16 protein-coding genes are annotated in these 22,584 nt (G+C 71.0%); 7 read left to right on the top strand and 9 right to left on the bottom strand.

The window, feature by feature from the left end; genetic code table 11:
* Positions 1-14: 14 nt before the first annotated feature.
* Both OG429_RS33080 and OG429_RS33075 read right to left on the bottom strand, forming a co-directional pair.
* Positions 15-1,454 (bottom strand): radical SAM/SPASM domain-containing protein, encoded by a 1,440-nt coding sequence (locus OG429_RS33080; RefSeq protein WP_328928930.1) that lies wholly within the window; start codon positions 1,452-1,454, stop codon positions 15-17.
* Entirely contained in the window at positions 1,451-2,875 is a 1,425-nt protein-coding gene (locus tag OG429_RS33075; RefSeq protein WP_328928929.1) for a hypothetical protein, read from the bottom strand. The genes OG429_RS33080 and OG429_RS33075 overlap by 4 nt, the downstream gene beginning before the upstream one ends.
* Before the next feature lie 524 nt (positions 2,876-3,399).
* On the opposite strand from OG429_RS33075, the gene OG429_RS33070 reads away from it, so the two are divergent.
* Positions 3,400-6,186, top strand: a complete 2,787-nt coding sequence (locus tag OG429_RS33070; RefSeq protein WP_328928928.1) for a SpoIIE family protein phosphatase — start codon at positions 3,400-3,402, stop codon at positions 6,184-6,186.
* Between the two features lie 120 nt (positions 6,187-6,306).
* A complete protein-coding gene (locus OG429_RS33065; protein ID WP_328928927.1) occupies positions 6,307-7,452 on the top strand; it encodes an ABC transporter substrate-binding protein in 1,146 nt (381 codons plus the stop codon).
* A gap of 51 nt (positions 7,453-7,503) precedes the next feature.
* On the opposite strand, the gene OG429_RS33060 is transcribed toward OG429_RS33065, so the two are convergent.
* Positions 7,504-8,295: a DUF2785 domain-containing protein gene (locus OG429_RS33060; RefSeq protein ID WP_328928926.1), complete on the bottom strand. Its 792-nt coding sequence runs from the start codon at positions 8,293-8,295 to the stop codon at positions 7,504-7,506.
* A gap of 237 nt (positions 8,296-8,532) precedes the next feature.
* On the opposite strand from OG429_RS33060, the gene OG429_RS33055 reads away from it, so the two are divergent.
* The 3 genes from OG429_RS33055 (at position 8,533) to OG429_RS33045 (ending at position 12,688) form a co-directional block, all read left to right on the top strand.
* Entirely contained in the window at positions 8,533-8,895 is a 363-nt protein-coding gene (locus tag OG429_RS33055) for a three-helix bundle dimerization domain-containing protein (RefSeq protein WP_328928925.1), read from the top strand.
* Between the two features lie 6 nt (positions 8,896-8,901).
* Positions 8,902-9,891: a polyphosphate kinase 2 family protein gene (locus tag OG429_RS33050; RefSeq protein ID WP_328928924.1), complete on the top strand. Its 990-nt coding sequence runs from the start codon at positions 8,902-8,904 to the stop codon at positions 9,889-9,891.
* Between the two features lie 64 nt (positions 9,892-9,955).
* Positions 9,956-12,688 (top strand): cation-translocating P-type ATPase, encoded by a 2,733-nt coding sequence (locus OG429_RS33045; RefSeq protein ID WP_328928923.1) that lies wholly within the window; start codon positions 9,956-9,958, stop codon positions 12,686-12,688.
* Here the strand turns inward: OG429_RS33045 and OG429_RS33040 are convergent.
* A complete protein-coding gene (locus OG429_RS33040; protein WP_328928922.1) occupies positions 12,677-14,752 on the bottom strand; it encodes an ATP-binding SpoIIE family protein phosphatase in 2,076 nt (691 codons plus the stop codon). The genes OG429_RS33045 and OG429_RS33040 overlap by 12 nt on opposite strands.
* Before the next feature lie 248 nt (positions 14,753-15,000).
* Between OG429_RS33040 and OG429_RS33035 the strand changes: the two genes are divergently transcribed.
* Entirely contained in the window at positions 15,001-15,732 is a 732-nt protein-coding gene (locus OG429_RS33035; RefSeq protein WP_328928921.1) for a class I SAM-dependent methyltransferase, read from the top strand.
* Positions 15,733-15,815: 83 nt separating this feature from the next.
* Here the strand turns inward: OG429_RS33035 and OG429_RS33030 are convergent, their stop codons facing one another.
* The 4 genes from OG429_RS33030 to OG429_RS33015 form a co-directional block, all read right to left on the bottom strand.
* Entirely contained in the window at positions 15,816-17,582 is a 1,767-nt protein-coding gene (locus tag OG429_RS33030; protein ID WP_328928920.1) for a DUF6777 domain-containing protein, read from the bottom strand.
* Between the two features lie 559 nt (positions 17,583-18,141).
* Positions 18,142-19,065, bottom strand: coding sequence for a tryptophan 2,3-dioxygenase family protein (locus OG429_RS33025; protein WP_328928919.1), 924 nt, complete (start codon positions 19,063-19,065; stop codon positions 18,142-18,144).
* Positions 19,066-19,629: 564 nt separating this feature from the next.
* Entirely contained in the window at positions 19,630-20,187 is a 558-nt protein-coding gene (locus tag OG429_RS33020; RefSeq protein ID WP_328928918.1) for a DUF4232 domain-containing protein, read from the bottom strand.
* Positions 20,188-20,448: 261 nt separating this feature from the next.
* Positions 20,449-20,883 carry a hypothetical protein gene (locus OG429_RS33015; RefSeq protein WP_328928917.1) on the bottom strand — a complete coding sequence of 145 codons (435 nt, stop codon included), beginning with the start codon at positions 20,881-20,883 and terminating at the stop codon, positions 20,449-20,451.
* Between the two features lie 348 nt (positions 20,884-21,231).
* Here OG429_RS33015 and OG429_RS33010 point away from each other — a divergent pair, with 348 nt between their 5' ends.
* Positions 21,232-21,999 carry a hypothetical protein gene (locus OG429_RS33010; RefSeq protein WP_328928916.1) on the top strand — a complete coding sequence of 256 codons (768 nt, stop codon included), beginning with the start codon at positions 21,232-21,234 and terminating at the stop codon, positions 21,997-21,999.
* 117 nt (positions 22,000-22,116) lie between these two features.
* On the opposite strand, the gene OG429_RS33005 is transcribed toward OG429_RS33010, so the two are convergent.
* Positions 22,117-22,551 carry a hypothetical protein gene (locus OG429_RS33005; protein ID WP_328928915.1) on the bottom strand — a complete coding sequence of 145 codons (435 nt, stop codon included), beginning with the start codon at positions 22,549-22,551 and terminating at the stop codon, positions 22,117-22,119.
* Positions 22,552-22,584 lie beyond the last annotated feature (33 nt).

The raw sequence follows: 22,584 nt of genomic DNA, 5'->3' as shown, positions 1-22,584 counted from the left end.
TCGGCTCCTTCAGGTCAGCGGGCGAGGGCGGCCGGGTCGCTCGGCAGGTCGGATACGGGCGGCAGCGCGAAGAACCCCGGTGCCGCCTCGGTGAGTTCGACGTACGCGCGCAGGCAGAAGTCGAGCCAGCCGCGGATGTAGTCGCAGCCGGGCCGGCCGCGCCGGCTGACCTCGTGGTAGCAGCCGCCGCCGCACAGGTAGCGGGCCCAGCAGGACCGGCACGGCTCGGCCCGGTCCACGTGCCGGGCGGCCAGGTGGCGTTCCCGGGCGGCCCGGTCGGGTCCGTCGGCCAGCGAGCCCATGGCGAAGTCCGGGTCGTCGACCAGGCGGTGGCAGGCGTAGAGGCCGCCTTCGGCGGAGGCGCTGAGGTAACCGGCGCCGGCGCCGCACGGGTAGGGGCGGTGGCCACCCGTGTGGAGTTCGTACATCGCGGTCTGGAAGTTCCCGAACGGGTACGGGCGGCCCGCCGACAGCTCGCGCAGGGCCTTCTCACCGCACTCGACCATCCCGTCGAGGAAGCCGGTGAAGGCCGCGGTGTCGATCTCGTACGCCGGATCCGGCGCGCTCACCACCGCCGCGAAGCCCACCTCGTCGAAGCCCAGGCCGATCCCGTGCTCCAGGATGTCCGGCAGCCGCCCTGTGTACGGCGTCACGCTGACCCGCGCCGACAGGTGCCGGGGCCGCCCGTACCGGGCCAGCACCGCCAGTCCGGTACGCAGTCGGTCGTAGGCGCTGCCGCCGCCCGGTGCCCGGCGCAGCGCATCGTGCCCGGCACGGTCGCCGTCGAGGCTGACGGCCACCGTGAAGGGGTGGGCGGCGAAGAGTTCGGCGTCCGCGGGCCGGACGGTGGTCAGGTTGGTGGTGAGGGCGAAGCGGACCGCGTGCCCGCTGTCCTCGCCGGCCCCGACCGCGTACCGGACCACCTCGTGGACCAGGTCCCGGGCGAGCAGGGGTTCGCCGCCCATGAAGCCGACCACGACCCCGGCTCCGGGTGCGGCCTCCGCGAGCAGCCGGTCCACGGCGGCGAAGGCGGTCTCGCGGGGCATGGCCCGGGCGGAGCCGCCGAAGCGGCCCTCGTCGGCGTAGCAGTGACCGCAGCTGAGGTTGCAGGCCTGCATCACGTTGAGCGACAGCGAGGACAGGGGCGGTACTTCGGCCGGGGTGCCGTCGATGCGCGGGGCGGGCAGTCCGGGCGCGGCGCCCCACAGCGGAAGGCCCAGGTCGGCGGCGAGGGCGGCGTCCTGCGCGGGTGTGTGTGCCGTGGCCGCCCAGCGCTCCAGCCGGGCGGCGGCGGCTTCCGGCAGGTCGTAGATCCGGCTGCCGTCGGCCAGGAACAGGTGGGTGCCGTGGGCACTGCGGACGACCCGGGTCTCGGCGCCGAGGCCGCGCGGCCCGGATACCGGCTCCGTCTCCGGTTCCGGTGGGCGGCGCCCGATCTGCAACAGGAGGCTCATGTGCCCTCCTCCACGTTCTCCCGCAGCGAACTGACCCAGCCCGCCAGCAGGTTGTACTGGCGACGCGTCAGGTGCATGGGGTAGGCGTCGGAGCCGCGTACCGCGACCGGCATGCGGCGGTCGTGCCACCGCTGCTCCTCCACCGGGGTCCTGATGACCTGCCGGAGGAGTTCGGGCCGTTCCCGGAACAGGTCTTCCAGGAACTCCAGTGCCACGAACCTCCGGTGCCGCCGGCGGCCGCGCTCGGTGAGGGGGAGCGTCACCCCCGGGAGTGGGTCCGGCGGACCGAAGGTCCGTTCCCGGGCCTCGTCCTCGGGCAGGCCCAGGCGCCGGGCCCTGCGCACGTTCTCCAGGGTCGCGCGGTCGTTCTGGGCGTCCACGTTGACCGCGTCCATGGCCTCCAGAACCCGTTCGAACAGGTCGCGCACTTCCAGCGCCGTCAGGTCACGGTTCGCGGTGATGTACACGGGGTCGCTCACCTCCTCCCGCTGGACCCGGTCCGCCAGCCCGTCGGCGAGGGAGGTGAAGGGCCGGCGGTCGGGCGCGAAGTCCGGCGGTGTGACGACGATCCGCGCGCGGGCGGTCAGGCCTCCGAGCGTGACGCCGACCAGGCCGTCGCACACGTCGTCGACCAGACCGAGGCTCACTCCGCCGTCCTCGGGCGTCGATCCGGCGAAGAGCGCTCCGGGAAAGGTCCGCGCGTCGGTGGCGCCGGAAAGGGTGAACCCGCACCAGGCCGCGTCCGGCGCCAGGAACAACCGCTCTTCCGGCAGGAGGTACCGGCTGGTCCGGTCGAGCAGGTTGCTCGGGCCGTACACGACCCCCGTGCCGGGCGTGAAGCGCAGCCGCAGCTCGGGAAACCCGCCGCCCGGGCGGGGCAGCTGGACGGAGCCGAGCGGCACGCTCTGCCCCGGCGGCACGAGGGGCCGGTCCGCTCCGGCGGGCGACCGTCCTTTCAGCGGTTCCCGCAGGTGGTGGTCGCCGCTCAGTTCGACGGCGGCCTCGATCCGGTCGCCGGGCGAGCGGGTGCACTGGTGCGCCTTGAGGTTGGCGACCTTCACCGTCCACTTCACGTCGGCCAGATCGATGCCGAATTCGGTGAGGACGTCGACGGTGACCGGCTCGTCGGTGTGGCGCTGCCCGTCGGCCGACGTCCAGGTGCCGTGCAGTTCGAAGAAGGGGCAGATCGGCCGGAAGCCGTTGACGTCCTTGAACCGGACCCGTTCCCCGGGATCGGGCTGCCGCTCCGTCAGGGTGCCGTCATCGGTGACTTCGAAGGTGGGCGCGGGCACCACGGTGGTCTTGCCCGTGCCCCGGGGCGACAGGTCGCTTTCGCCGTAGTGGTAATTGCCGCACGGGGTGGGGGACGGGCCCAGGCGGGCGAAGGCGAGAGGTGGGTGGAGCCAGATCCGTTCGATCACCGTGGGTCTCCGTTGTCCAGTGGGGAGAGGGGCTCGTTCAGCCAACGCCTCGCGCGTACGGTTCCTGCCGGCGCGGTTCGGATCCGGGTACTCGTTGCGCGGGGCGCACCGCCCGCGGACGACCCAGCCCATCGGTCGAGCGGCGCAGGGGGCAGATCGCCGGCCGGCCGGGAGCGGAGAAGGGCATGTCAGCGCCTCTCGAAAGGTGTGGGTCGTTTCCCCGGTGACGCAGCGTACGCACGTTCGTCACTCAGCGTACCGAACGATCACGCTGTGCACCCGGAGCCACGCGGTGTGCCCGCTGGTGCCACTGCCAGCACGGCGGCCCCCGCCGCCGGCTCCTCGCGCCGGCCGATGGGCCGCCCGGCCGACGGCCCGATGACCGATGGCCGGCGCCTCTCACGCGGATCGCTCCTGCTCGGGCGGCCTTCTCGCTCCCCCGCTGCCGATGACCCCCAGAGGTTAGAAAATGGACTATGAGCGACCTCCTGGAACCCTTCCGGCGTTGGCTGCTCCGATCCCCCATGAGCTCTTCCTCTCTCCCTCGGCGCCCGCGCTCAGGACGCCACCAGGAACATCAGGAGCAGGCCCGGCCGCCCAAGGTCAGGACGCCGCGGCCGCAGCGCCTGTCCTCCCTGCTGAGCGTGCAGAGCGTGGCCGGCGAGGTGTTCCTCCTGCAACTGGCCGTCGTGGTCCTTCTCGTCGCCGCCGCGGTGGTGGCCCTCGTGGTGCAGGGCCGGAACGCGGCCATGCTGGACGCCCGGCACCGTACGCTCGCCGCCGCCGGAACGTTCGCGGAATCCCCGGGGATCGTCGAGGCCCTGCGCAGTCCCGATCCGAGCGCGGTGCTGCAGCCGAGCGCCCAGGCGGCCCGGAAGATCGCCGGGGTCGACGGCATCAACACCTACTCGCTCGACGGGGTCACCCTCACCCACAGCGACCCGCGACAGATCGGGAAGCACGTCGTCGGCCCCTTCTCCAAGGCGGCGGCAGGAAAGTCGTTCACCGAGACGTTCGAAGGGTCCCTGGGGCAGTCCGTGGTCTCGGTGGTCCCCGTCAAGGACGACACGGGCCGCGTCATCGCCATCGTCTCCTCCCCGGTCACGGTCCAGAACGTCCAGGGCATGGTGAACCGGCAGCTGCCGGTCGTCCTCGGCAGCGCGGCCCTGGTGCTCGCCCTGTCCGCCGGCGGAACCGCTCTGGTGAGCCGCCGGCTGCTGCGCCGGACCCACGGCCTGGGGCCGGCCGAGATGACGAGGATGTACGAGCACCACGACGCGGTGCTGCACGCCGTACGAGAGGGCGTGCTGATCGTCGGCGGCGGCGGACGGCTGCTGCTGGCCAACGACGAGGCGCGGCGGCTGCTGGACCTGCCGGCGGACGCGGAAGGGCGCCCCGTCACGGACCTGGACCTGGAGGAGGGAATCACCGAGCCGATCGCATCGGGCCGTGCGGTGACCGACGAGCTGCACATGGCCGCCGACCGGCTGCTGGCGGTGAACATCCGGCCCACCGCCCCCTACGGGCAGGCCGGGACCGTCGTCACACTGCGGGACACCACCGAGCTGCGGGCACTCTCCGGCAGGGCCGAGGTGGCCCGCGAGCGGCTGAAGCTGCTCTACGACGCGGGAGTGCAGGTCGGAACGACGCTGAACGTGGAGCGCACCGCGGAGGAACTGGCGGAGGTGGCGGTCCCGCGCTTCGCCGACGTGGTCACGGTCGACCTGCTGGACCCGGTGCTGCGCGGCGAGGAGCCGCCCGAAGCGAGCACCGAGATGCGCCGCACCGCCTCCGTCGGCCTTGAGGGCGCCCACCCCCTCTACCCCATCGGCAAGCTGATCCGGTTCGTTCCCACCAGCCCCATGGCCGCCGGACTGGCCGGCGGCCACGCGGTCCTGGAGGCGGACCTGCGCGCCACCCACCACTGGCGGGCCCAGGACCCGGCCAACGCCGTGCTGATCCTGGACCGCGGCATCCACTCCATGATCGCCGTGCCCCTGCGGGCCCGGGGCGTGGTGCTGGGGATGGCCGGCTACTGGCGGGGGCAGGACTCCGCGGCGTTCGACGAGGAGGACGTGTCCTTCGCCGAGGAGCTGACCGCCCGGGCGGCACTGTCCGTCGACAACGCCCGCCGCTACACCCGCGAGCACACCATGGCCGTCACCCTGCAGCGCAGCCTGCTGCCCCGGGGCGTACCGGAGCAGTCCGCGGTGGAGGTCGCCCACCGCTATCTGTCCGCCCAGGCCGGGGTGGGCGGTGACTGGTTCGATGTCATCCCACTGCCCGGCACCCGGGTGGCCCTGGTGGTCGGCGACGTCGTCGGCCACGGTCTGCACGCCGCCGCCACGATGGGCCGTCTGCGCACCGCCGTGTACAACTTCTCCACCCTCGACCTGCCCCCGGACGAGCTCCTGAGCCACCTGGACGAGCTGGTCGCCCACATCGACGCCGACGAGCAGGAGTGGCAGGGGATCACCGGAGCCACCTGCCTGTGCGCCATCTACGATCCCGTCTCCGGGCTGGTGACCGCCGCCACCGCCGGTCATCCGGGCCCCGCCCTGGTCCGCCCCGACGGAACCGTCTCCTTCCCCGAGGTGCCGGTCTCCCCGCCGCTGGGCCTGGGCACGGGCATGCCCATGGAGACCATGACGCTCACCCTGCCCGAGGGCTCCCGGCTGGCGCTCTTCACCGACGGGCTGATCGAGAGCCGCGACCGCGATCTGGACGCAGGCCTGACAGCGCTGCGCGCCGCCCTGGAAGGGCCCGCCCGCACCCCGGAGGAAACCTGCACCGCGGTGATCGACGCGATGCTGCCCACCAGGCCCGGCGACGACATCGCGCTGCTGGTCGCCCGCACCCGCCGACTGGACCCCGAGCGGATCGCCGAGTGGGACGTGTCTCCCGACCCGGCGGCGGTGTCCCCGGTACGGAACGCCTGCGCCCGCCGACTGGCCGACTGGGGCCTGGAGGACATCACCTTCACCACGGAACTCATCCTCAGCGAGCTGATGACCAACGCCATCCGCTACGGCACCGAGCCCATCCGGGTGAGGCTGCTGTACGACCGCAGCCTGATCTGCGAGGTCTCCGACGGGTCCAGCACCTCCCCGCACCTGCGCCGGGCCGAGGCCACCGACGAGGGCGGCCGCGGCCTGTTCCTCGTCGCGCAGTTCGCCGAGCGCTGGGGCACCCGCTACACGGCTCGCGGCAAGATCATCTGGAGCGAGCAGGCCCTCCAGGACGGGGCCGCACCGTCCGGGACGGATCTGGGGGAGGCGCTCCTGGCCGGGTGGGACGACGAGGCGCTCTGAGAACGCGCCGGTACGGCAGCCGCAGGGAAGGGGGCGGACACACCTGCTGGGACTGCGCTGCCGAGGCCGCCGAACGTACGCTGGCCTCGACAGTACGCGACCGCCCGTTATGGAGCCTTTGTGCCCGCACCCCGTCTCCGGAAAGCCTCCGTCGCCGTCTGCCTGGCCCTCGCCGCGGCGCCCCTCGGCGCCTGCGGAAACGCCCCCACCGCCGCACCCGCAAAGCCCGCGGTGGCCACCTCAGCCGCGGACGCCGGCGGCGCGGAGGCACTGACCGCAGCGGCGAAGAAGGAGGGCTCGCTCAACACGATCGCGCTCCCCCGCGACTGGGCCAACTACGGCGCACTGATCGACGGCTTCGAGAAGAAGTACGGGATCAAGGTCGCGGTGGAGAACCCGGAGGGGTCCAGCCAGGACGAGATCAACGCCCTGAAGGAGCACAGGGGAGCGGGCCGCGCCCCCGACGCGATCGACGTGGGGGGCTCGTTCGCGCAGTCCGCGGCCCGGCAGGGCCTGCTCGCCCCGTACAAGGTCGCCGCGTACGACGAGATCCCCAAGGAGCAGAAGGACCCGCGGGCCCGCTGGGCCAACAACTACGGCGGCTACATCTCGATCGGCTGCGACGCCAGCCGCGTCAAGATCTGCCCCTCGACCTTCGCCGATCTGCGCAAGCCCGAGTACAAGGGCCAGGTCTCGCTCAACGGCAACCCCACCAAGTCCGGCTCCGCCTTCGCCGGCGTGTATGCGGCGGCCCTGGCGAACGGGGGTTCCTTCGACGACATCCAGCCCGGTATCGAATTCTTCGCCGAGCTCAGCAAGAACGGCAATTTCATCCCGGTCGAATCCACCCCGGCCACGATCGAGAGGGGCGAGACCCCGATCAGCATCGACTGGGACTTCCTCAACCTCGGATACGCCGACGAATTCCGCAGGAAGGGCTCGGACGTCGACTGGCGGACAGCCATCCCCTTCGACGGCAGCTTCGCCGAGTATTACGCGAGCGCGGTGAACAAGGACGCCCCGCACCCCGCGGCGGCACGTCTGTGGCAGGAGTACCTCTTCAGCCCGGAGGGCCAGAACCTCCGGCTCGGCGCCTACGCACGCCCCGTCCTCATGGACGCCATGGAGAAGGACGGCACCCTCGACAAGGCCGCCGCGGAGAAATTGCCCACGGTCGAGGGCACGCCGACGTTCCCGACCGAGGCGCAGACGGCGAAGGCGAGGGAGACCGTCAACCGCGGCTGGGCCAAGGCCGTCTCGGGCTGAGGACCGGGGCGGCCCCGGCCGGGCGTGCGCCGGCCCGGCCGCGGGCCGTGGTCACCGTTTGACGATCAGATCGAGGACCTCGGCGATACGCCCTTTGACCGCCTCACGGTGGTGAAGGGCGTCCGGCGCCGACTCGGCGCTCGGCCGCACGCCCCGGTCCGCGAGGACGTAGAGCAGGCGCAGGGTGCGCAGGCAGTTGGTGAGGTGCGCGGGTACCGGAGTCGTGATGCGGTCGGCTCCGAAGCGGGCGGCGATCGGGTCCAGCCACGCGGTCGCGTCGCGCTCGCTCATGTCGGGCCGGGTGAGGATACGCGCGACCGCCTTCCCCAGCCGGTCGTCCTCCAACTGGCCGAATACGTGATCGGTACGGGCCGTCAGCCGCGCGGCGGCGAGGTCCAGCATCCGCGCCGGCTCCACCTCGGAGTGACAACCGAACCGGCCCAGCAGGTCCGCGCCGTGCGCGACCGCGTGGAGCCAGCCGAGCTTCTCGTCGTGGCCTCGCAGGTCCTTCTCCATCGGGTACCAGCGCTCGAACGCGTCCACCCACCCGGCCCTGAAGTCCCCCTTGCTCACGAGCATGTCGAGCACGAGCGGGGCGAAGGTGCGGGCCTGGACCTCCCGGTCGGCGAAGCGGGCAGCCATCTCGTCGCCCAGCTCCAACCGCCGGGGTGCGTCGATCACCCCGCGGGCTATCCAGGCCGAGAGGACGGAGTAGGGCGCTCCGTCGCGGATCAGCGGATCGGGATCCGCCAATGCGCGGGAGAGCCCTCGCACCAGTTCTTCCATGGGACGGTCGGCGGGCACGGCGCAGTCTGCGGCTTCGATACTTGTCCAGTCGATCACGGCGGGCAGGATAGATCCACAGTGCTCTGCCGCGCCGCGAATTGTGTTGCCGAGTCCCCTCGATCAGTGGCCGGACGCGGTGCCGGCGCCTCCCTCCGCGGCTCCCGCCCCGGCCTGAGGGGGCGATCTTGTTCAGGCGAGCAGACAATGAGCGCGAGGGATCCTGTCGCGTCTGTGGCGGGATGTGCGGTTCTGCGATCCGGTGGTCGTGGGGCATGGGTTCGGTGAGGTGCGGCCATGGCGGTCGAAGAGCAGACTCCTCACATCGCCGCATGCCTCCCCGTCGGCGGCTTGAGCGGCCACCCCGGGCCGGTCGAGGGCGCCGGTCCGGCACGGCCTCCGACCGTCCCGCCGCCGGGCTCACACGAGCAACTGGTGTCCATCCGGAACATGGTGGCGCGGCTGAGGGCTGCTTATCCCTCGGTCGACGCGGTCACCGTCGAGGCGACGGTGAAGGCCGCGTACGACTCGTTCCGCCAGGCCAGGGTCAGGGCCTACGTGCCGATCCTGGTCGAACGCCGGTCCCGCAGCGAGCTCCGTGCCGCTTGCCGCACCGCTGCGGGTGAGGCCATTACTCACCCCGGACCCGCGGAGGACTGATAGGTGATGTCGGACGAGAGAGCCGAACGCATCGCGGATTTCATCGCGCCGCTACGGGTGCGACCGGGGTCGAAAGTGCGCCTGGAGCGGGACTTCGATCCTCGCTACAAGGCCGGTCTGAAGAAGCGGGACGGGATCGAGCTGCTGCAGACCGGGGTGTCGCTGCTGGCCGAGTACCAGGAGCGACTGGCCGCCCAGGACACGTACGGAGTGGTGCTCTGCCTCCAGGCACTCGACGCCGGGGGCAAGGACGGGACGATCCGCCACGTGATGAGCGGCGTCAATCCCCAGGGCGTACGGGTCAGCAGCTTCAAGGTGCCCTCCGCCGAGGAACTCGACCACGACTACCTGTGGCGCTACGCGCAGCGGCTGCCCGCGCGCGGCGAGATCGCCATCTTCAACCGCTCGCACTACGAGGAGGTCCTCGTCGTGCGGGTCCACCCCGAGATCCTTCTTCGGCAGAGGCTGCCGGAGATCGCAGGTGGGCGGGGCCTGTGGGACGGGCGCTACCGGGAGATCAACCGTTGGGAGCGGTACCTCACGGACAACGGGTTCAAGGTGGTGAAGATCTTCCTGAACCTGTCCAAGGAGGAGCAGCGCACCCGGTTCCTGAAGCGGATCGACCGGCCGGAGAAGAACTGGAAGTTCTCCGCGGCCGATGTCCGGGAGCGGCGCCGGTGGGACGACTACCAGCACGCGTTCTCCGACATGCTGTCGGCCACGAGTACGAAGTGGGCACCGTGGTACGTCGTGCCGGCGGACCGGAAGTGGTTCGCGCGGATCTGCGCGGCGGCGATCCTCGCGCACACCCTGATCGACATCGATCCTCAGTACCCCGACGTCGGGGACGAGGCGCGGAAGGACCTGCTCGTCACCAAACGGGACCTGGAGCGGGAGGCCCCTGCCGGGGCACCGGCCGATCCGTACGCCGACCGGCATCCGTCGGCCGCGCGGGCCACCGGGCGGAGAGGCCGGCGGAAGAAGAAGCGGGGCTAGTACCTGTCGGAGCGGCGCGCGACCGGCCCGGACGCATCCGTGGCCACGGATCGGAGGCAGGACGATGACGGTGCGTTCGAATGCCGTGGGAGAGCAGCCTCGGGCCTCTGGGGACGGCTGGTACTCGCACGCTCCCGAGGAGGTCGTAGCCGCGTTCGGTGTCGATCCGGCGGTCGGTCTCTCCGCAGGACGGGCCGCGGAGCTCCTGACCGCGCACGGCCCGAACGCGCTGCCCGAGGAGAAGGGGCCTGCGGCCTGGCGCCGGTTCCTCAAGCAGTACCGCAGTTACATGCAGATCGTCCTTGTGGCCGCGGCGGTCGTCTCGCTGCTCATCAAGGAGTGGACCACCGCGATCCTGCTGATCGTCCTGACCCTGCTGAACGCGGTCGTGGGCCTGCGCCAGGAGGGCAAGGCCGAGAGCGCGATGAACGCGCTGCAGTCGATGATGAAGACGACGGCGCGGGTGCGCAGGGACGGGACGGAGGCCGAGATCCCCGCCGAAGAGCTTGTCGTCGGCGACATCGTGCTCATCGCCGCCGGGGACCAGGTGGCGGCGGACGGACGCATCATCGAGGCCAGCGCCCTGCAGATCGACGAGTCGGCGCTCACCGGCGAGAGCGTTCCCGCCTCGAAGGACGTCGACGCACTCCCGGGCCCGCTGCCGGCACCCGGCGACCGGACGAACATGGCGTTCATGAACACCCCGGTCACCCACGGCAGCGGCGTACTCGTCGTCACCGCGACCGGTGCCGCGACCGAGGTCGGCAAGATCTCCGGGATGCTGGCGACCACCGAGAAGGAGGTGCCGCCGCTCACCAGGGAGCTCGACACCCTGACGCTGTGGATCACGGGGGCGGCGGGCCTGACCATGATCGTGATGTTCGTCCTGGGGCGGCAACGGGATCAGGCTTGGGACGTCCTGTTCGTCAGCGCGGTCTCGCTGGCCATTGCCGCCATCCCCGAGGCCCTGCCGACCGTGACCCAGGCGATCCTGTCCGTCGGCAGCCTCAACCTGGCGAAGCGGAACGCCATCGTCAAGGAGCTGCCGTCGGTCGAAACGCTGGCGTTCACGTCGGCGATCAACTCGGACAAGACCGGCACCCTGACCATGAACCAGATGACCGCCGTCGAAGTCGTGAGTCCCACCGACCGGTACACCGTCTCGGGTAGGGGCTACGGGCTCGACGGGAAGATCCACCATGCCGCGGGTTCCTCCGCCGGCATCGAGGACGCGATCCTGCCGTACGTGGTGGCCAGCGACGCGAAGCTGGTCGACGGCGCGGTGGTGGGCGATCCCACCGAGGGCGCGCTGCTGGTGCTCGCGCACAAGGCCGGGCTGGACATCGACGCCACCAGGGAGGGCCTTCCCCGGATCGCCACGCTCCCGTTCGACCCGGAATACAAGCTGATGGCCACCTTCAACTCAGCGGTCGACGCCTCCGGGCGGCAGGTCGTCCGGTGCTTCGTCAAAGGCGCGGTACCGGCGGTCGTGGCGCGGGCCGCCACCGCGCTCGCGGCGGGCGAGACCATCCCGTGGGACGCCGAACTGGTCGCGCGTGCCGAGGCGCAGACCGAGCGGATGGGCAGCGAGGGGCGCCGGGTGATGGCGGCGGCCACCCGTGATCTGGACCCGGCCGGCTTCGAACCTGACGGCGACCTGCTCGCCTACGTCACCGAGCTGCGGATGACCAGTCTCGTCGGCATGGTCGACCCGCCCCGTGAGGACGCGAAGGCCGCCGTGGCCGGCGCCCAGGCGGGGCACATCCGGGTCCGCATGGTGACCGGTGACGACGTCACCACCGGTGCGGCGATCGCCCGGCAGCTCGGCATCCCCGGCGAGGCGGTCCTGGGCGCCGATTTCGCCGCCATGAGCGAGGACGAGCAACTCGCCCGCATCGACGGCATCGGTGTGGTGGGGCGCGTCGCGCCGGAGCACAAGGTGCTGCTCGCCGACACGCTCAAGAAGAAGGGCGATGTCGTGGCGATGACCGGGGACGGTGTCAACGACGCGCCCGCCATCAAGGCCGCCGACATCGGCATCGCCATGGGCAGCGGCACGGACGTGGCGAAGAACGCCGGACGCATGGTCCTCTCCGACGACAGGTTCGCCACGATCGTCTACGCCGTGGAGCAGGGCCGGAGGATCTACGACAACCTCACCAAGTACATCCGGTTCGTACTTCTCCTGCTGGTCACCTTCGTCCTGACCTTCCTCGGGGCCACCGTCTTCAACATCGCCGCCGGTGAGCCCTTCACCCCGCCGCAGGTGCTGTGGATCCACTTCGTCGTCAACGCCTCGTTCGGATTCGCGCTCGGCTTCGACCGGGAGAGCCCCGGGCTCATGCGGCGCAGGCCGCGTCCGCGAGGTGAGTCGGTGCTCACCCGGCCCGTACTGATCACGGTCGGGCTGGCGGGGCTGGCGATCACCGTCGTCCTGCTCGGACTGATCAAGCTCGGCCCGGCCCGCTTCGACAGCGCCGGGACCGGACAGTCGATCGCATTCACCGCCTTCGCCCTCTGTCTGATCGTGGCCGCGTTCGAGTGCCGCAGCGAGAAGCATTCGGTGCTGACGACGTCCACCTTCGACAGCAGGCAGATGAACTGGGTGGCACTGGCCCAGTTCGTGCTCGCGGTGCTGGTGACCCAGATGGACGGCTTCCGCCGCATCCTCGGGACGACCCAGATCAACGCGCGGCAGTTCGGCTGGGCGCTGCTGGCCGCCCTCGCACTTCTGCTCCTGTGGGAACTGGGCAAGCTCCTGGCCCGTCGGTCGGCAGACGCCGTCTCACGCCGCTGAGGCGCCGTCGATGGCCTGCTCCGTCCAGATGGTCTTCCCGGTACTGGTGAACCGGCTGCCCCAGCGGTCGGTGACCTGGGCGATGAGGAAGAGGCCACGTCCGCCCTCGTCCGTCTCCCGCGCGCGGCGCAGGCGCGGCTGGGTACTGCTGGGGTCGGACACCTCGCAGACCAGCACCCGGTCCCGGATCAGCCGGAGCCCGACCGGGCCGCCCGCGTAGCGGATGGCGTTCGTGACGAGCTCGCTGACGACGAGCTCCGTCACGAAGCCCAGGTCGTCCAGCTCCCAGTCGGACAGCTGGCCCAGCACCAGCTCACGGGCGTGCGCGACGAGGGACAGGTCGGCTTCGAGCTGCCACTCGGCGACCTGGTCGGACGAGAGCGCGCGGGTGCGGGCCAGCAGCAGGGCGACGTCGTCGGCGGCGGGCTCCCGAGGCAGCACCCCGTCGACGATGCTCTGGCTGATGTCGCCCAGGGGCCCGCTCGGGTCCGCGCCGGCGAGCGAGGTCCTCAGTCTCTCCATCCCCTCCTCGATGTCGCCGCCGCGGCTCCCGACGAGTCCGTCCGTGAAGAACGCCAGCATGCTGCCGGGCGTCACACCGAACTCGGTCACCTCGAACGGCATTCCGCCCACGCCCAGCGGCGGTCCCGGCGTCATGCCGACGAAGTCCGGCTCCTCGCCGGGCGACAGCAGGGCCGGCGGCGGATGTCCCGCCGTGGCAGCGGTGCAGTGTCTGGTCACCGGGTCGTAGACGGCGTACAGGCACGTCGCTCCGAGCACGGCCGGCTCGGAGCCGACGTCGCCGCTCGTCTGCTCGCTGGAGAAGCCGAGCACCAGGTCGTCGAGGTGCGTGAGCAGCTCGCCCGGATCCAGGTCGAGGTCCGCCAGGGTCTGCACGGCGGTCCGCAGTCGCGCCATGGCCGCGGTGGCGTCGAGTCCGTGGCCGACGACGTCTCCGACGACGAACGCCACGCGCAACGACGGCAGGGGGATCACGTCGAACCAGTCCCCGCCGACTCCCACGCCGCCGCTCGCCGGCTGATAGATCCCCGCGGCGTCCGCGGCAGGGGTGTTCAGGGCGGGGTGCGGCAGCAGGCTCCGCTGCAGGGCCACCGCCGACCGGTGCTCCCTGGTGTAGCGGCGGGCGTTGTCCAGACCGAGGGCGGCCCTGGAGACGACGTCCAGCAGGAGGGCCGCGTCCTCCTCGCTGAATGCGGACGGCAACTGGCTGCGCCAGACCGTGACGCAGCCGAGGACGAGGCCTCGCGCGTAGAGCGGCACCGCCACGGACGAGTGCGCCTCGCTCGGGACGAACAGCAGCAGGCTCTCGGCATCCACGCCGAGCGCCGAACGGAGAGCGGAGACGTCGGACACCAGCACGGGCCGTCCGTCCATGAGGGGGCGCATCAGCTCACTGTCCGGTACGGGAGGTAGCGCCTCTCCGACCGGCAGGAGGTCCTCCGCGGATATCCCCGGACTCTGCGCGGCGGCGGCCCGGCGCAGGCGGACATCACCGCTGGCGGCGAGGTGCGGCGGCTCGTCGCCCACCAGCACCGGCTCTGCGAGGTCCACGGTCGCCAGGTCGGCGAAATCAGGGACGAGCAGATCCACCAGCGTCTCGGCCATGCCCGTCATGTCCAGGGAGGCCCCGATGGTGGCGGCCGCGGCGCGGGCCAGCCCGGCCCTGCGTCGCTCCGAGTCCCGCTCGGCTGTTTCCGCTGCGGTTTCGGCCTGCGTGACCAGCACCAGCCACCGCTCGCCGGAAGAGGGTGCACCTGCGGACCGCGCCCCCAGCCGGACCACCTGGAACACCGAACCGGCCTGCTGATCCGCTTGGTCCCCTCCGGGCACTGTCAGCAGGCGCCCGCCCGGCCCGGCTTCCGTTCCGCTGGGCGGAAGCAGCGCCAGCAGAGGAGCACACAGCTGGCCCGGTGAACAATCCAGCAGCGTCGCAGCCATCCGGGAGCAGGCAATGACCAAGCCCTCGTCGTCCAGTACGACCGCTGCCATGTCACTGACGGACGCCGAGGCCTGACTCGGGCCGCCATGGTCCGTTTCGCGCATGTCGCCTCCACGCAGCGTGTCTTCAGTATCGCTCCCGAGGGGCCGCCCGGCGACCGGGACCGCGACCGGACGGTGTGTCGTGCGCCTGCCCGGAGCCGGCCCGGGAAGGGCGGCGCTAAGGTCCGCGTAGGCGGCCGACCGGCCGGGCGGAAATGGGGTGCGGTGCTGTGACGCGGCAGGGCGACGGTCACGACACGTGGGCCGTCGGCGCAGCGTACGAACCGTACATCGGGCGGTGGAGCCGGGCGGTGGCTGCCGAGTTCGCGGGCCGGCTCGGCGTGGCCCCGGGTGAGCGCTGGGTGGACATCGGCTGCGGTACGGGCGCGGTCTCCCGGGCAGCGCTGGATGTGGGCGGGGCCGGCGAGGTGGTCGGCGTGGACTCCTCGGCGGGGTACGTTCACCACGCCCGTCGCCTGGTGTCCCATCCCCGCGCGCATTTCGTCGTCGGCGACGCCATGGCCCTGCCGGTCCCCGACGCCGTGGCCGGCGCCGTCGTCAGCGGGCTGACGCTGAACTTCGTGTCCGATCCGGCGCGAGCCGTGTCCGAAATGGCGCGCGTCGCGCTGCCGGGCGCCGTCGTGGGCGCCTACGTGTGGGACTACGCCGAGGGCATGCAGCTCATCCGCCGCTTCTGGGATGCCGCCGCATCACTCGACGACCGGGCACGCGATCTGCACGAGGGGACACGCTTCCCGCTGTGCCGGCCTGACCCGCTGCGTGCGCTGTTCGCCGGCGCCGGCCTGACGTCCGTGCTCGTCACGGCGATCGACGTACCGACACGCTTCCGCGACTTCGACGACTACTGGTCACCGTTCCTGGGCGGCCAAGGACCCGCCCCGGGTTACGCCGCCGCGCTGCCCCCGGATCGGCGCGCCAGGCTGCGGGAGCGTCTGCGTACCTCCCTCCCCGCTGCCTCCGACGGGTCGATCCCCCTCACCGCCCGAGCCTGGATGGTCCTGGGCCGGCACGGGGCCGGATGATCGCCGGCACCGCGCGACCGCCCGGCCGTGCCCGGGGGGCGGGCGAGGTCGGCCGGTCGGGTGCTCGAACAGTCAGGTCGGAATCATCCGGACTGTTCCTCGTTGCCCGACTGCGTGTCGGAGTCCTGGTTCTGGCCGGTCTCCGGGTTCTGGTTCTGGTTCTGGTCCGGGACCTTTTCCGGGCTCGTGTCCGGCACCTTCTGCGGGCTCGTGTCCGGCTTCTGCTCCGGCTTCTGCTCGGGCTTCGTGTCCGGCACCTTCTGCGGGCTCGTGTCCGGCACCTTCTCCTGCTTCTGCTCAGGCACCTTCTGCGGGCTCGTGTCCGGGACCTTCTGCTCCGGCTTCTGCTCGGGCTTCGTGTCCGGCACCTTCTGCGGGCTCGTGTCCGGCACCTTCTCCTGCTTCTGCTCAGGCACCTTCTGCGGGCTCGTGTCCGGGACCTTCTGCTCCGGCTTCTGCTCGGGCTTCGTGTCCGGCTTCTGCTCCGGCTTCGTGTCCGGCACCTTCTGCGGGCTCGTGTCCGGCACCTTCTCCTGCTTCTGCTCAGGCACCTTCTCCGGCTTCGTGTCCGGCTCCTTCTGGGGGTTCTGCTCGGGCTCCTTCTCCGGCTTGGTGTCCGGCTTCTGCTCGGGCTTGGTGTCCGGCTTCTGCTCGGGCTTCGTGTCCGGCTTCTGCTCGGGCTTGGTGTCCGGCTTCTGCTCGGGCTTGGTGTCCGGCTTCTGCTCCGGCTTGGTGTCCGGCTTCTGCTCCGGCTTGGTGTCCGGCTTCTGCTCCGGCTTCGTGTCCGGCTTCTGCTCCGGCTTCGTGTCCGGCTTCTGCTCCGGCTTCGTGTCCGGCTTCTGCTCCGGCTTCGTGTCCGGCTCCTTCTGCGGGTTCTGCTCGGGCTCCTTCTCCGGCTTGGTGTCAGGCTTCTGCTCGGGCTTGGTGTCCGGCTTCTGCTCCGGCACCTTGTTCGAGTCCTGGTCAGGCACCACCTTCGGCTTGGTGTCCGGCACCTTTCCGGGCTCCTGGCCCGGGACCTTCTCCGGGTCCTGGACAGGGGGCCTCTCCATAGAGTCCTCGCGGGGCAGGGGCAGGACCGGGTACGGCGAGTCGGGCTTCTGGCCCTTGGGAGGAGGCACCTCGTGGTCATGCCTGCCCTGCGCGTCTCCGCTCGGGCGCACGTACCATCCCTTGCGCTCCTGGTCGAACATCGTGACGGTCTTCACCGGCTTCTCGGCGGGTTTGACCGCAACGAGGCCGGAGGGCCGGAACGACGACCACTGCTTGCCGCTGTACGTCTGCTTGCCCTTGACGGCGACGGGCGGGGCCAGCGGGTTGCCGCAAGCGCAGCGCACACGCGGGACACCACGGTCGTCGACCAGGACGGGCGTGCCCGCCTGCAGGATCGCCTGATAACCGACGGGCGCGTCGTTCTTGTACCCGTGGTTGGTGACCCGCGTGTCCCAGGCCAGCCGAACGGGCGTCAGTGACCGCAGATAGGCGGGGATCTCGGGCTGCTGGATGCGCAGCGGGGCGGCGAAGGCCTTCCCCTTGGCCGGGTGCTGCCCCAGGAATTTGATCTGCTTCTCGACGTCGCAGCTCGCGACGTTCCGTGTACCTCCGTACAGCCCCGGGTACGCACCGTTGACCTCGAGCGTGCGCGCGGCGTCCGTCGACTTGGCAGCGGTTACGGGCATGACCGCGACGGTCGCGGACTCCGTGGCCGTCGACGGGGTGAACGGATCGGGGCCGGCCGCCGAGGTGGCCTGGAGGAAGACCTCTCCCCCGGCTGCCTTGTTCCCGCCCAGGACGGTGAAGCCGAGGACCACTGCCGTCGCCATGACCACCACGCCGCTGGCGCTCAGCACCGTCTTGCGCGACCGCCACCCGCGAGCAGAGCCTCCGCGATGCCCGCCCTGCTTGTCCGGCTCGCCCGGCTCACCCGGCTCGCCGCTTACGGTCGGCGGGCCAGGAGGCCCCGGCGGGGGCGGAGGCCCCGAGGGCGGAGGCCCCGGCGGCGGGGGATGCTCGTTCGTCGGCCGATCGGACAGCGGACCGGACGGGGGGCCGGTGGGGCGCTCGCCCGGAGGAGGTAGGGAACTCACGACACTCTCCCCCCGAGGCAGGACATCGGGAAAATGGTGGTTGTTCGCATCTGCGCGCTCCTTACAGCCATTATGGCCTCCGCGTCCTGGAGGCGTGGATCATGGAAACTCCGCTCCCGCGAAATCCGCTCCCGCGAAAAAGGGTGAAGAGATGGCCGGACGAGGCCGTCCTTCACGAGTCGACGCGGGTGGGGCCACCTGCTGTGCGTGAGCCCGTGTCTTGAGTAAGCCTCTGACCTCGATGTCTCGTCATGCCGCGATTTTTCGGGACTTGACAGGCGACAGAGGCCGCGCTGGGCTGCCTCTCCGCGATGGGCACGGCTCACGCATCGCCGAGCACGCGCGCGGCAAGGCCGCGGTGGGCCGACTTCCACCGCTGGTGCCTGGCTTCCAGCCGGCTGAGCGCCGCGTCGAGAAGGTTCCACTGCGTCCGGTCGAAGCCCCCTTCGCCCCGGAGGTCGAGATATGCCTGTGTGACGGTGTCGTGGCCGGGATCCTCCGCCTCGGCCCGTAGGGCGGGCGCACTCGTGAAGGCGGCCGAACGCGGGCGCCGGACGGGAGGAACACCGCACAGGCTCGCGAACCGCTCGTACTGCGCGGACTGAATGGCGTCGGCACCCTGGGTGTACTGCCGGAAGGCGGAGAACTGCTCCGCCCGCATCGTGGCGGCAACGCGGAACAGCGCAGCAGCGCGCTCGAACATCGAAACCGCATGCTCTATTCGCTCCGCGGCGTCGTCGAGGCGTCCCGCGCGCAGCGCCCCGATGGCCGCCTTCATGTCTGCCACCGTCGCGGTGAAGAGCATTTCGCGGGTCTGCAGGACGCGGATGAAGAAGTACTCGTCGTGCAGTACGTAGACGGGCTGCACGGTGACGTCGAACCACCGCCAGGCGTCCGTCGCCGGGGGCCGGGGAAGGTGGTTGACGAGGGCCTCCAGCCGGGACAGCGGTGTGTGCGCCGCCCGTGACGGCAGGTCGCCGGCGTCCGGCCGGCCGGGTCCCTGCGTCACGAACCGCAGGGCGTGCCGCAACCTGGTGTCCAGCGTCGCCGGATCCGGTCGGCCCCGGCTGGGTCCTTCGCGAGAGCCGCCCGCCGCCTTGATCTCGAAACGAACGACGTCGGACATGAGCATGGTGGACATCCGGTCCGCGCTCGGTCCGCAATGCCGTTCGTCCATGAGGAGCTCCAGGACCGGCAGCGCGAGGTAGGCGCGATTCCGGAAACGCCCCTCGTGTTTGTCGAGCATGCAGTCGAGAAAGGCGGTCAGGAACGGGCGGTCTTCGGCATGCCGATGCCGGACATCGCTCAGCCGGACCAGCATGTGCTCCGGCAGGAAATGCTTTCCTGTCCGTCGCACGTGTGCGGTGAGGGACCGGGCCAGGGAGATGCCGTCGGATTCCACCGGCACCTGATCGGCGGGCGTCCAGCGCTTGAATCCCCGAAGGGTCGACGTACGTGATTCGTCCCGGGGACATCGAATCGTGCTGTTCTCGGAAGTCATCGCCACTCGTCTCCCATGTCGGTGTGCCGCAGTTCGACGCAAGAACGTTTCCGGCCGACGGTCGGCCTCACGTCGGCCGAGCGGGGTACCGGATTCCACTAGGCATGATCGGGAGACCGGACGTCATGTCTCGGGAATTCGTGTCTTGACAGGCGCGAGTGCTTTCGTGGTGCTCCGCTGTGCCGAAGCCGGTGCCGGGGCGCGAAGCCTGAACACGAACGTCGGGCCTCCGCCCCCTACGACCGAGGTGGCGGAGGCCCGACGTCACGGGGAGCCGGATGTACGGGAAAGGGAAACCGGGTCAGGAACTCAGGAGCCGCCGCCGCGGAACGCCGTGGCGCGCACGGTGTTGCCGCAGAGCGCGAACTCCCCACCGTCATCGGGCGCCACCTGGAGCCCGCCCCCTCCCACGCCCAGCACGATCGAGGGTGCGACGGTCGGCTCGGCGCCGGACGCGCAGTACCCCTCTCCCTCACCGAGCACCGGGGTGAAGGAGAGCTGCGTCGAGGCACGGCCGCCAACGGCCAGCGGCACGGCGCGCGCCTGGCCCCGACGGACCACGTTCAGGGGCTTGTTGCGGTCCGGCGATCCCTGACCGGCGAGGGCCACGGTGGGAAACCCCTTCAGGACGCACGCCTTCGGACCGTCGTTGATGACGGTGATCCGCACCTGGCTGACGCCGATCCGTTGCGCGCTGTCCGCGATGAGCTGCTTGCTCGAACAGGGGGCGGCGGGCGCCCGTTGCCCGGCCGTCTCCTGCGCCGCGGCTCCCGGACCGGCTGCCAGCAACAGGCCGCACGTCACGGCGCCCGCCACGAGCCAATGGGTCGGGGCGCCGGCCACGCGGCCTTGCGTTGTGCCCTTCATGGGGTCTCCTCACGGTTCGCAGGACGCCCGCTCACCCCGGCCGCGCACCCCGCTCCCCCTCGGCCGCATCCTCCCTCAGCGTCGCACCGCCCCGGACCGACGGCACGCGTAGCGCTCTGACCTGGCCATGTACCGGGGCGAGCCGCCGCCGCGCACCGCGGACGCCGGAGAGACTGCGGGCCTCTCCGGCGTCTGCGGTATGGGGTGGCGGCTCGCCCCGGGACGGACTCCCGGAGGCTGGAGGCAGGGGGCTGTCAGCCCTCACTTGCCGAGCTTCGCCTTCAGGTCCTGCTTGAGCTGCTTCTTGAGCTGGCCCTTGTTGACCTTGTTCACGGTGCCGCCGGTGCCGGTGCCGTCACCGCCCACGGACGTGGCGTCGCCCAGGTTGGTGGCGTCGGCGCTGGCGTTGCCGCCGGTGGCGTTGCCGGTGGTGATCACGCACTTGCCCTTGCAGCTGCCGACACCGGAGTTCGCGGCGCCGCCGGTGGCCGTACCACCGACCGTGGTGTTCTCCGCGTTGGAGTCACCGCCGGTACCGACGCCGTCGGCGCTGTCGCCATGGGCGAGGGAGACGGCCTGCTGCGGGACGGCGGCCGGAGCGGCCATCGCGGTCGCAGGCAGGGCGATACCGCCACCCACCAGCGCCAGGGAAGCACCGGCCAGAACGACACGACGGGTCGAGAAACGCTCGAACATGGGAATTCTCCATTCAATATCAAAAAGAGTCTGCAAACCGCCCCGCGGAACGAGCCGGGAACAATTTCTTCGACCTCGGGTTCTCCGGGAGTTCCCCGGTGAGGGCGTACTTCAAATAAACCCTGCGAGGGAACGCACGTCACGCCACTTGAATACGGGACTTGACGTCGAGAATCGATCTTGGTAGTTGACTGCCGCCGCAGCGGTGAAGACCGGGAAGGGCGCGTGAACACGCCGCACTTCGCCAGATCCTGCTCGCGACATGATCCGCACGATAACGTCGGGCCCCGCATAGCCGCCCGATTTGCCACAGGCGGAGACCTCATACACGAATCCCGGAGAATTCCGATGAACGAGCGTTCCTGGACCCGTCGTATCGTGCTGGCCGCGGCATCCGTGGCACTGGCCGGCGGCGTGGCGCTGCCGACGACCGCGATGGCCGCACCGGCGGCCCCGCAGTACGGCTACGGCAGCATCAACAGCGCCGCGGCGTACAGCGCCCCCGGCGTGTGCGAGGGCCTCTGCCACGGCACCACCAACACCGGCACGGGCGACGGCGCCTCCGGCGTGTGCAAGGGCCTCTGCCACGACAGCACCAACACCGCGGTGGGCGACGGCGCCTCCGGCGCGTGCGAGGGCCTGTGCGGCGGCAGCACCAACACCACTGTGGGGGCGGGTGCGTTCAACGAGTGCACGGGCCTCTGCGACACCAGCACCAACACCTCCGTGGGTGACGGCGCCTTCAACGCGTGCAGCGGCCTTTGCCACGACAGCGTCAACACCACCTGGAGCGGTGAGGTTCTGAGCGGTGACGTCGTGAGCGGCGGCCGCTCCGCCTCCGTGACCTCGGTCGGACAAGGCGCGCATGCCCGAGGCGCCAAGAACAGGGGCAACGGCGGTTCCGCCAGCGCCGTCAGCGGCAACGCCAACGCCGAGAACACCACCGTCGGAGGAACCGCCACCAGCGGCTCCGCCACCTCCGGCGGCGTCGGCACCTGCATCGGCAGGTGCACGATCGTCACGGGTGCCGCGACGAGCGGCAATGCCAGCGCCGACGCCACCAACACCGGCGACGCCACCGCCTCGAGCGGTGACGCGACGGCCACGGGCTCCTAATCCTGGATCACCCCAGTACGTGACGGACGCCGGAGAGGCCGTGGGCCTCTCCGGCGTCTGCTGTGCGGTGCGGCGGACCGGGACGCGCTCCCGGGGCTGCGGGGCTGTCAGTGGCCCTCAATTGGCAAGCTTGGCCTTGAGGTTCTGCAGGATCTGGTTCTTGATGACCTGCGTGTCGACCTTACTCACGGTGCCGCCCGTGCCGGTGCCGTTACCTCCCACGGACGTGGCGTCGCCCAGGTTGGTGGCATCGGCGCTGGCGTTGCCGCCCTTGGCGCTACCGGTGCTGATATCGCACTTGCCCCCGCACTCGCCGACACCGGAGTTCGCGGCGCCGCCGGTGGCCTCACCGCCGACCGTGGTGTTCTCGGCGTTGGAGTCACCGCCGGTACCGATGCCGTCGGCGCTGTCGCCATGGGCGAGGGAGACGGCCTGCTGCGGGGCGGCGGCCGGAGCGGCCATCGCGGTCGCAGGCAGGGCGATACCGCCACCCAGCAGCGCCAGGGAAGCTCCGGCCAGAACGACACGACGGGTCGAGAAGAGCTCGAACATGGGAATTCTCCATTCGGTGTAAAAAAGAGGGGT

The organism is Streptomyces sp. NBC_00190, assembly GCF_036203305.1.
In the GTDB taxonomy this organism is placed as follows: Bacteria; Actinomycetota; Actinomycetes; order Streptomycetales; family Streptomycetaceae; genus Streptomyces.
Note: the sequence above shows the minus strand (reverse complement) of the source record. Positions and strands in the feature narration are given on the sequence as shown.

Coding starts and splice junctions, on each gene's coding strand:
- OG429_RS33080 (WP_328928930.1), bottom strand. CDS start 1,454: ATGAGCCTCCTGTTGCAGATCGGGCGCCGCCCACCGGAACCGGAGACG.
- OG429_RS33070 (WP_328928928.1), top strand. CDS start 3,400: ATGAGCTCTTCCTCTCTCCCTCGGCGCCCGCGCTCAGGACGCCACCAG.
- OG429_RS33055 (WP_328928925.1), top strand. CDS start 8,533: ATGGCGGTCGAAGAGCAGACTCCTCACATCGCCGCATGCCTCCCCGTC.
- OG429_RS33050 (WP_328928924.1), top strand. CDS start 8,902: ATGTCGGACGAGAGAGCCGAACGCATCGCGGATTTCATCGCGCCGCTA.
- OG429_RS33045 (WP_328928923.1), top strand. CDS start 9,956: ATGACGGTGCGTTCGAATGCCGTGGGAGAGCAGCCTCGGGCCTCTGGG.
- OG429_RS33040 (WP_328928922.1), bottom strand. CDS start 14,752: ATGCGCGAAACGGACCATGGCGGCCCGAGTCAGGCCTCGGCGTCCGTC.
- OG429_RS33025 (WP_328928919.1), bottom strand. CDS start 19,065: ATGCTCGACAAACACGAGGGGCGTTTCCGGAATCGCGCCTACCTCGCG.
- OG429_RS33020 (WP_328928918.1), bottom strand. CDS start 20,187: ATGAAGGGCACAACGCAAGGCCGCGTGGCCGGCGCCCCGACCCATTGG.
- OG429_RS33015 (WP_328928917.1), bottom strand. CDS start 20,883: ATGTTCGAGCGTTTCTCGACCCGTCGTGTCGTTCTGGCCGGTGCTTCC.
- OG429_RS33010 (WP_328928916.1), top strand. CDS start 21,232: ATGAACGAGCGTTCCTGGACCCGTCGTATCGTGCTGGCCGCGGCATCC.
- OG429_RS33005 (WP_328928915.1), bottom strand. CDS start 22,551: ATGTTCGAGCTCTTCTCGACCCGTCGTGTCGTTCTGGCCGGAGCTTCC.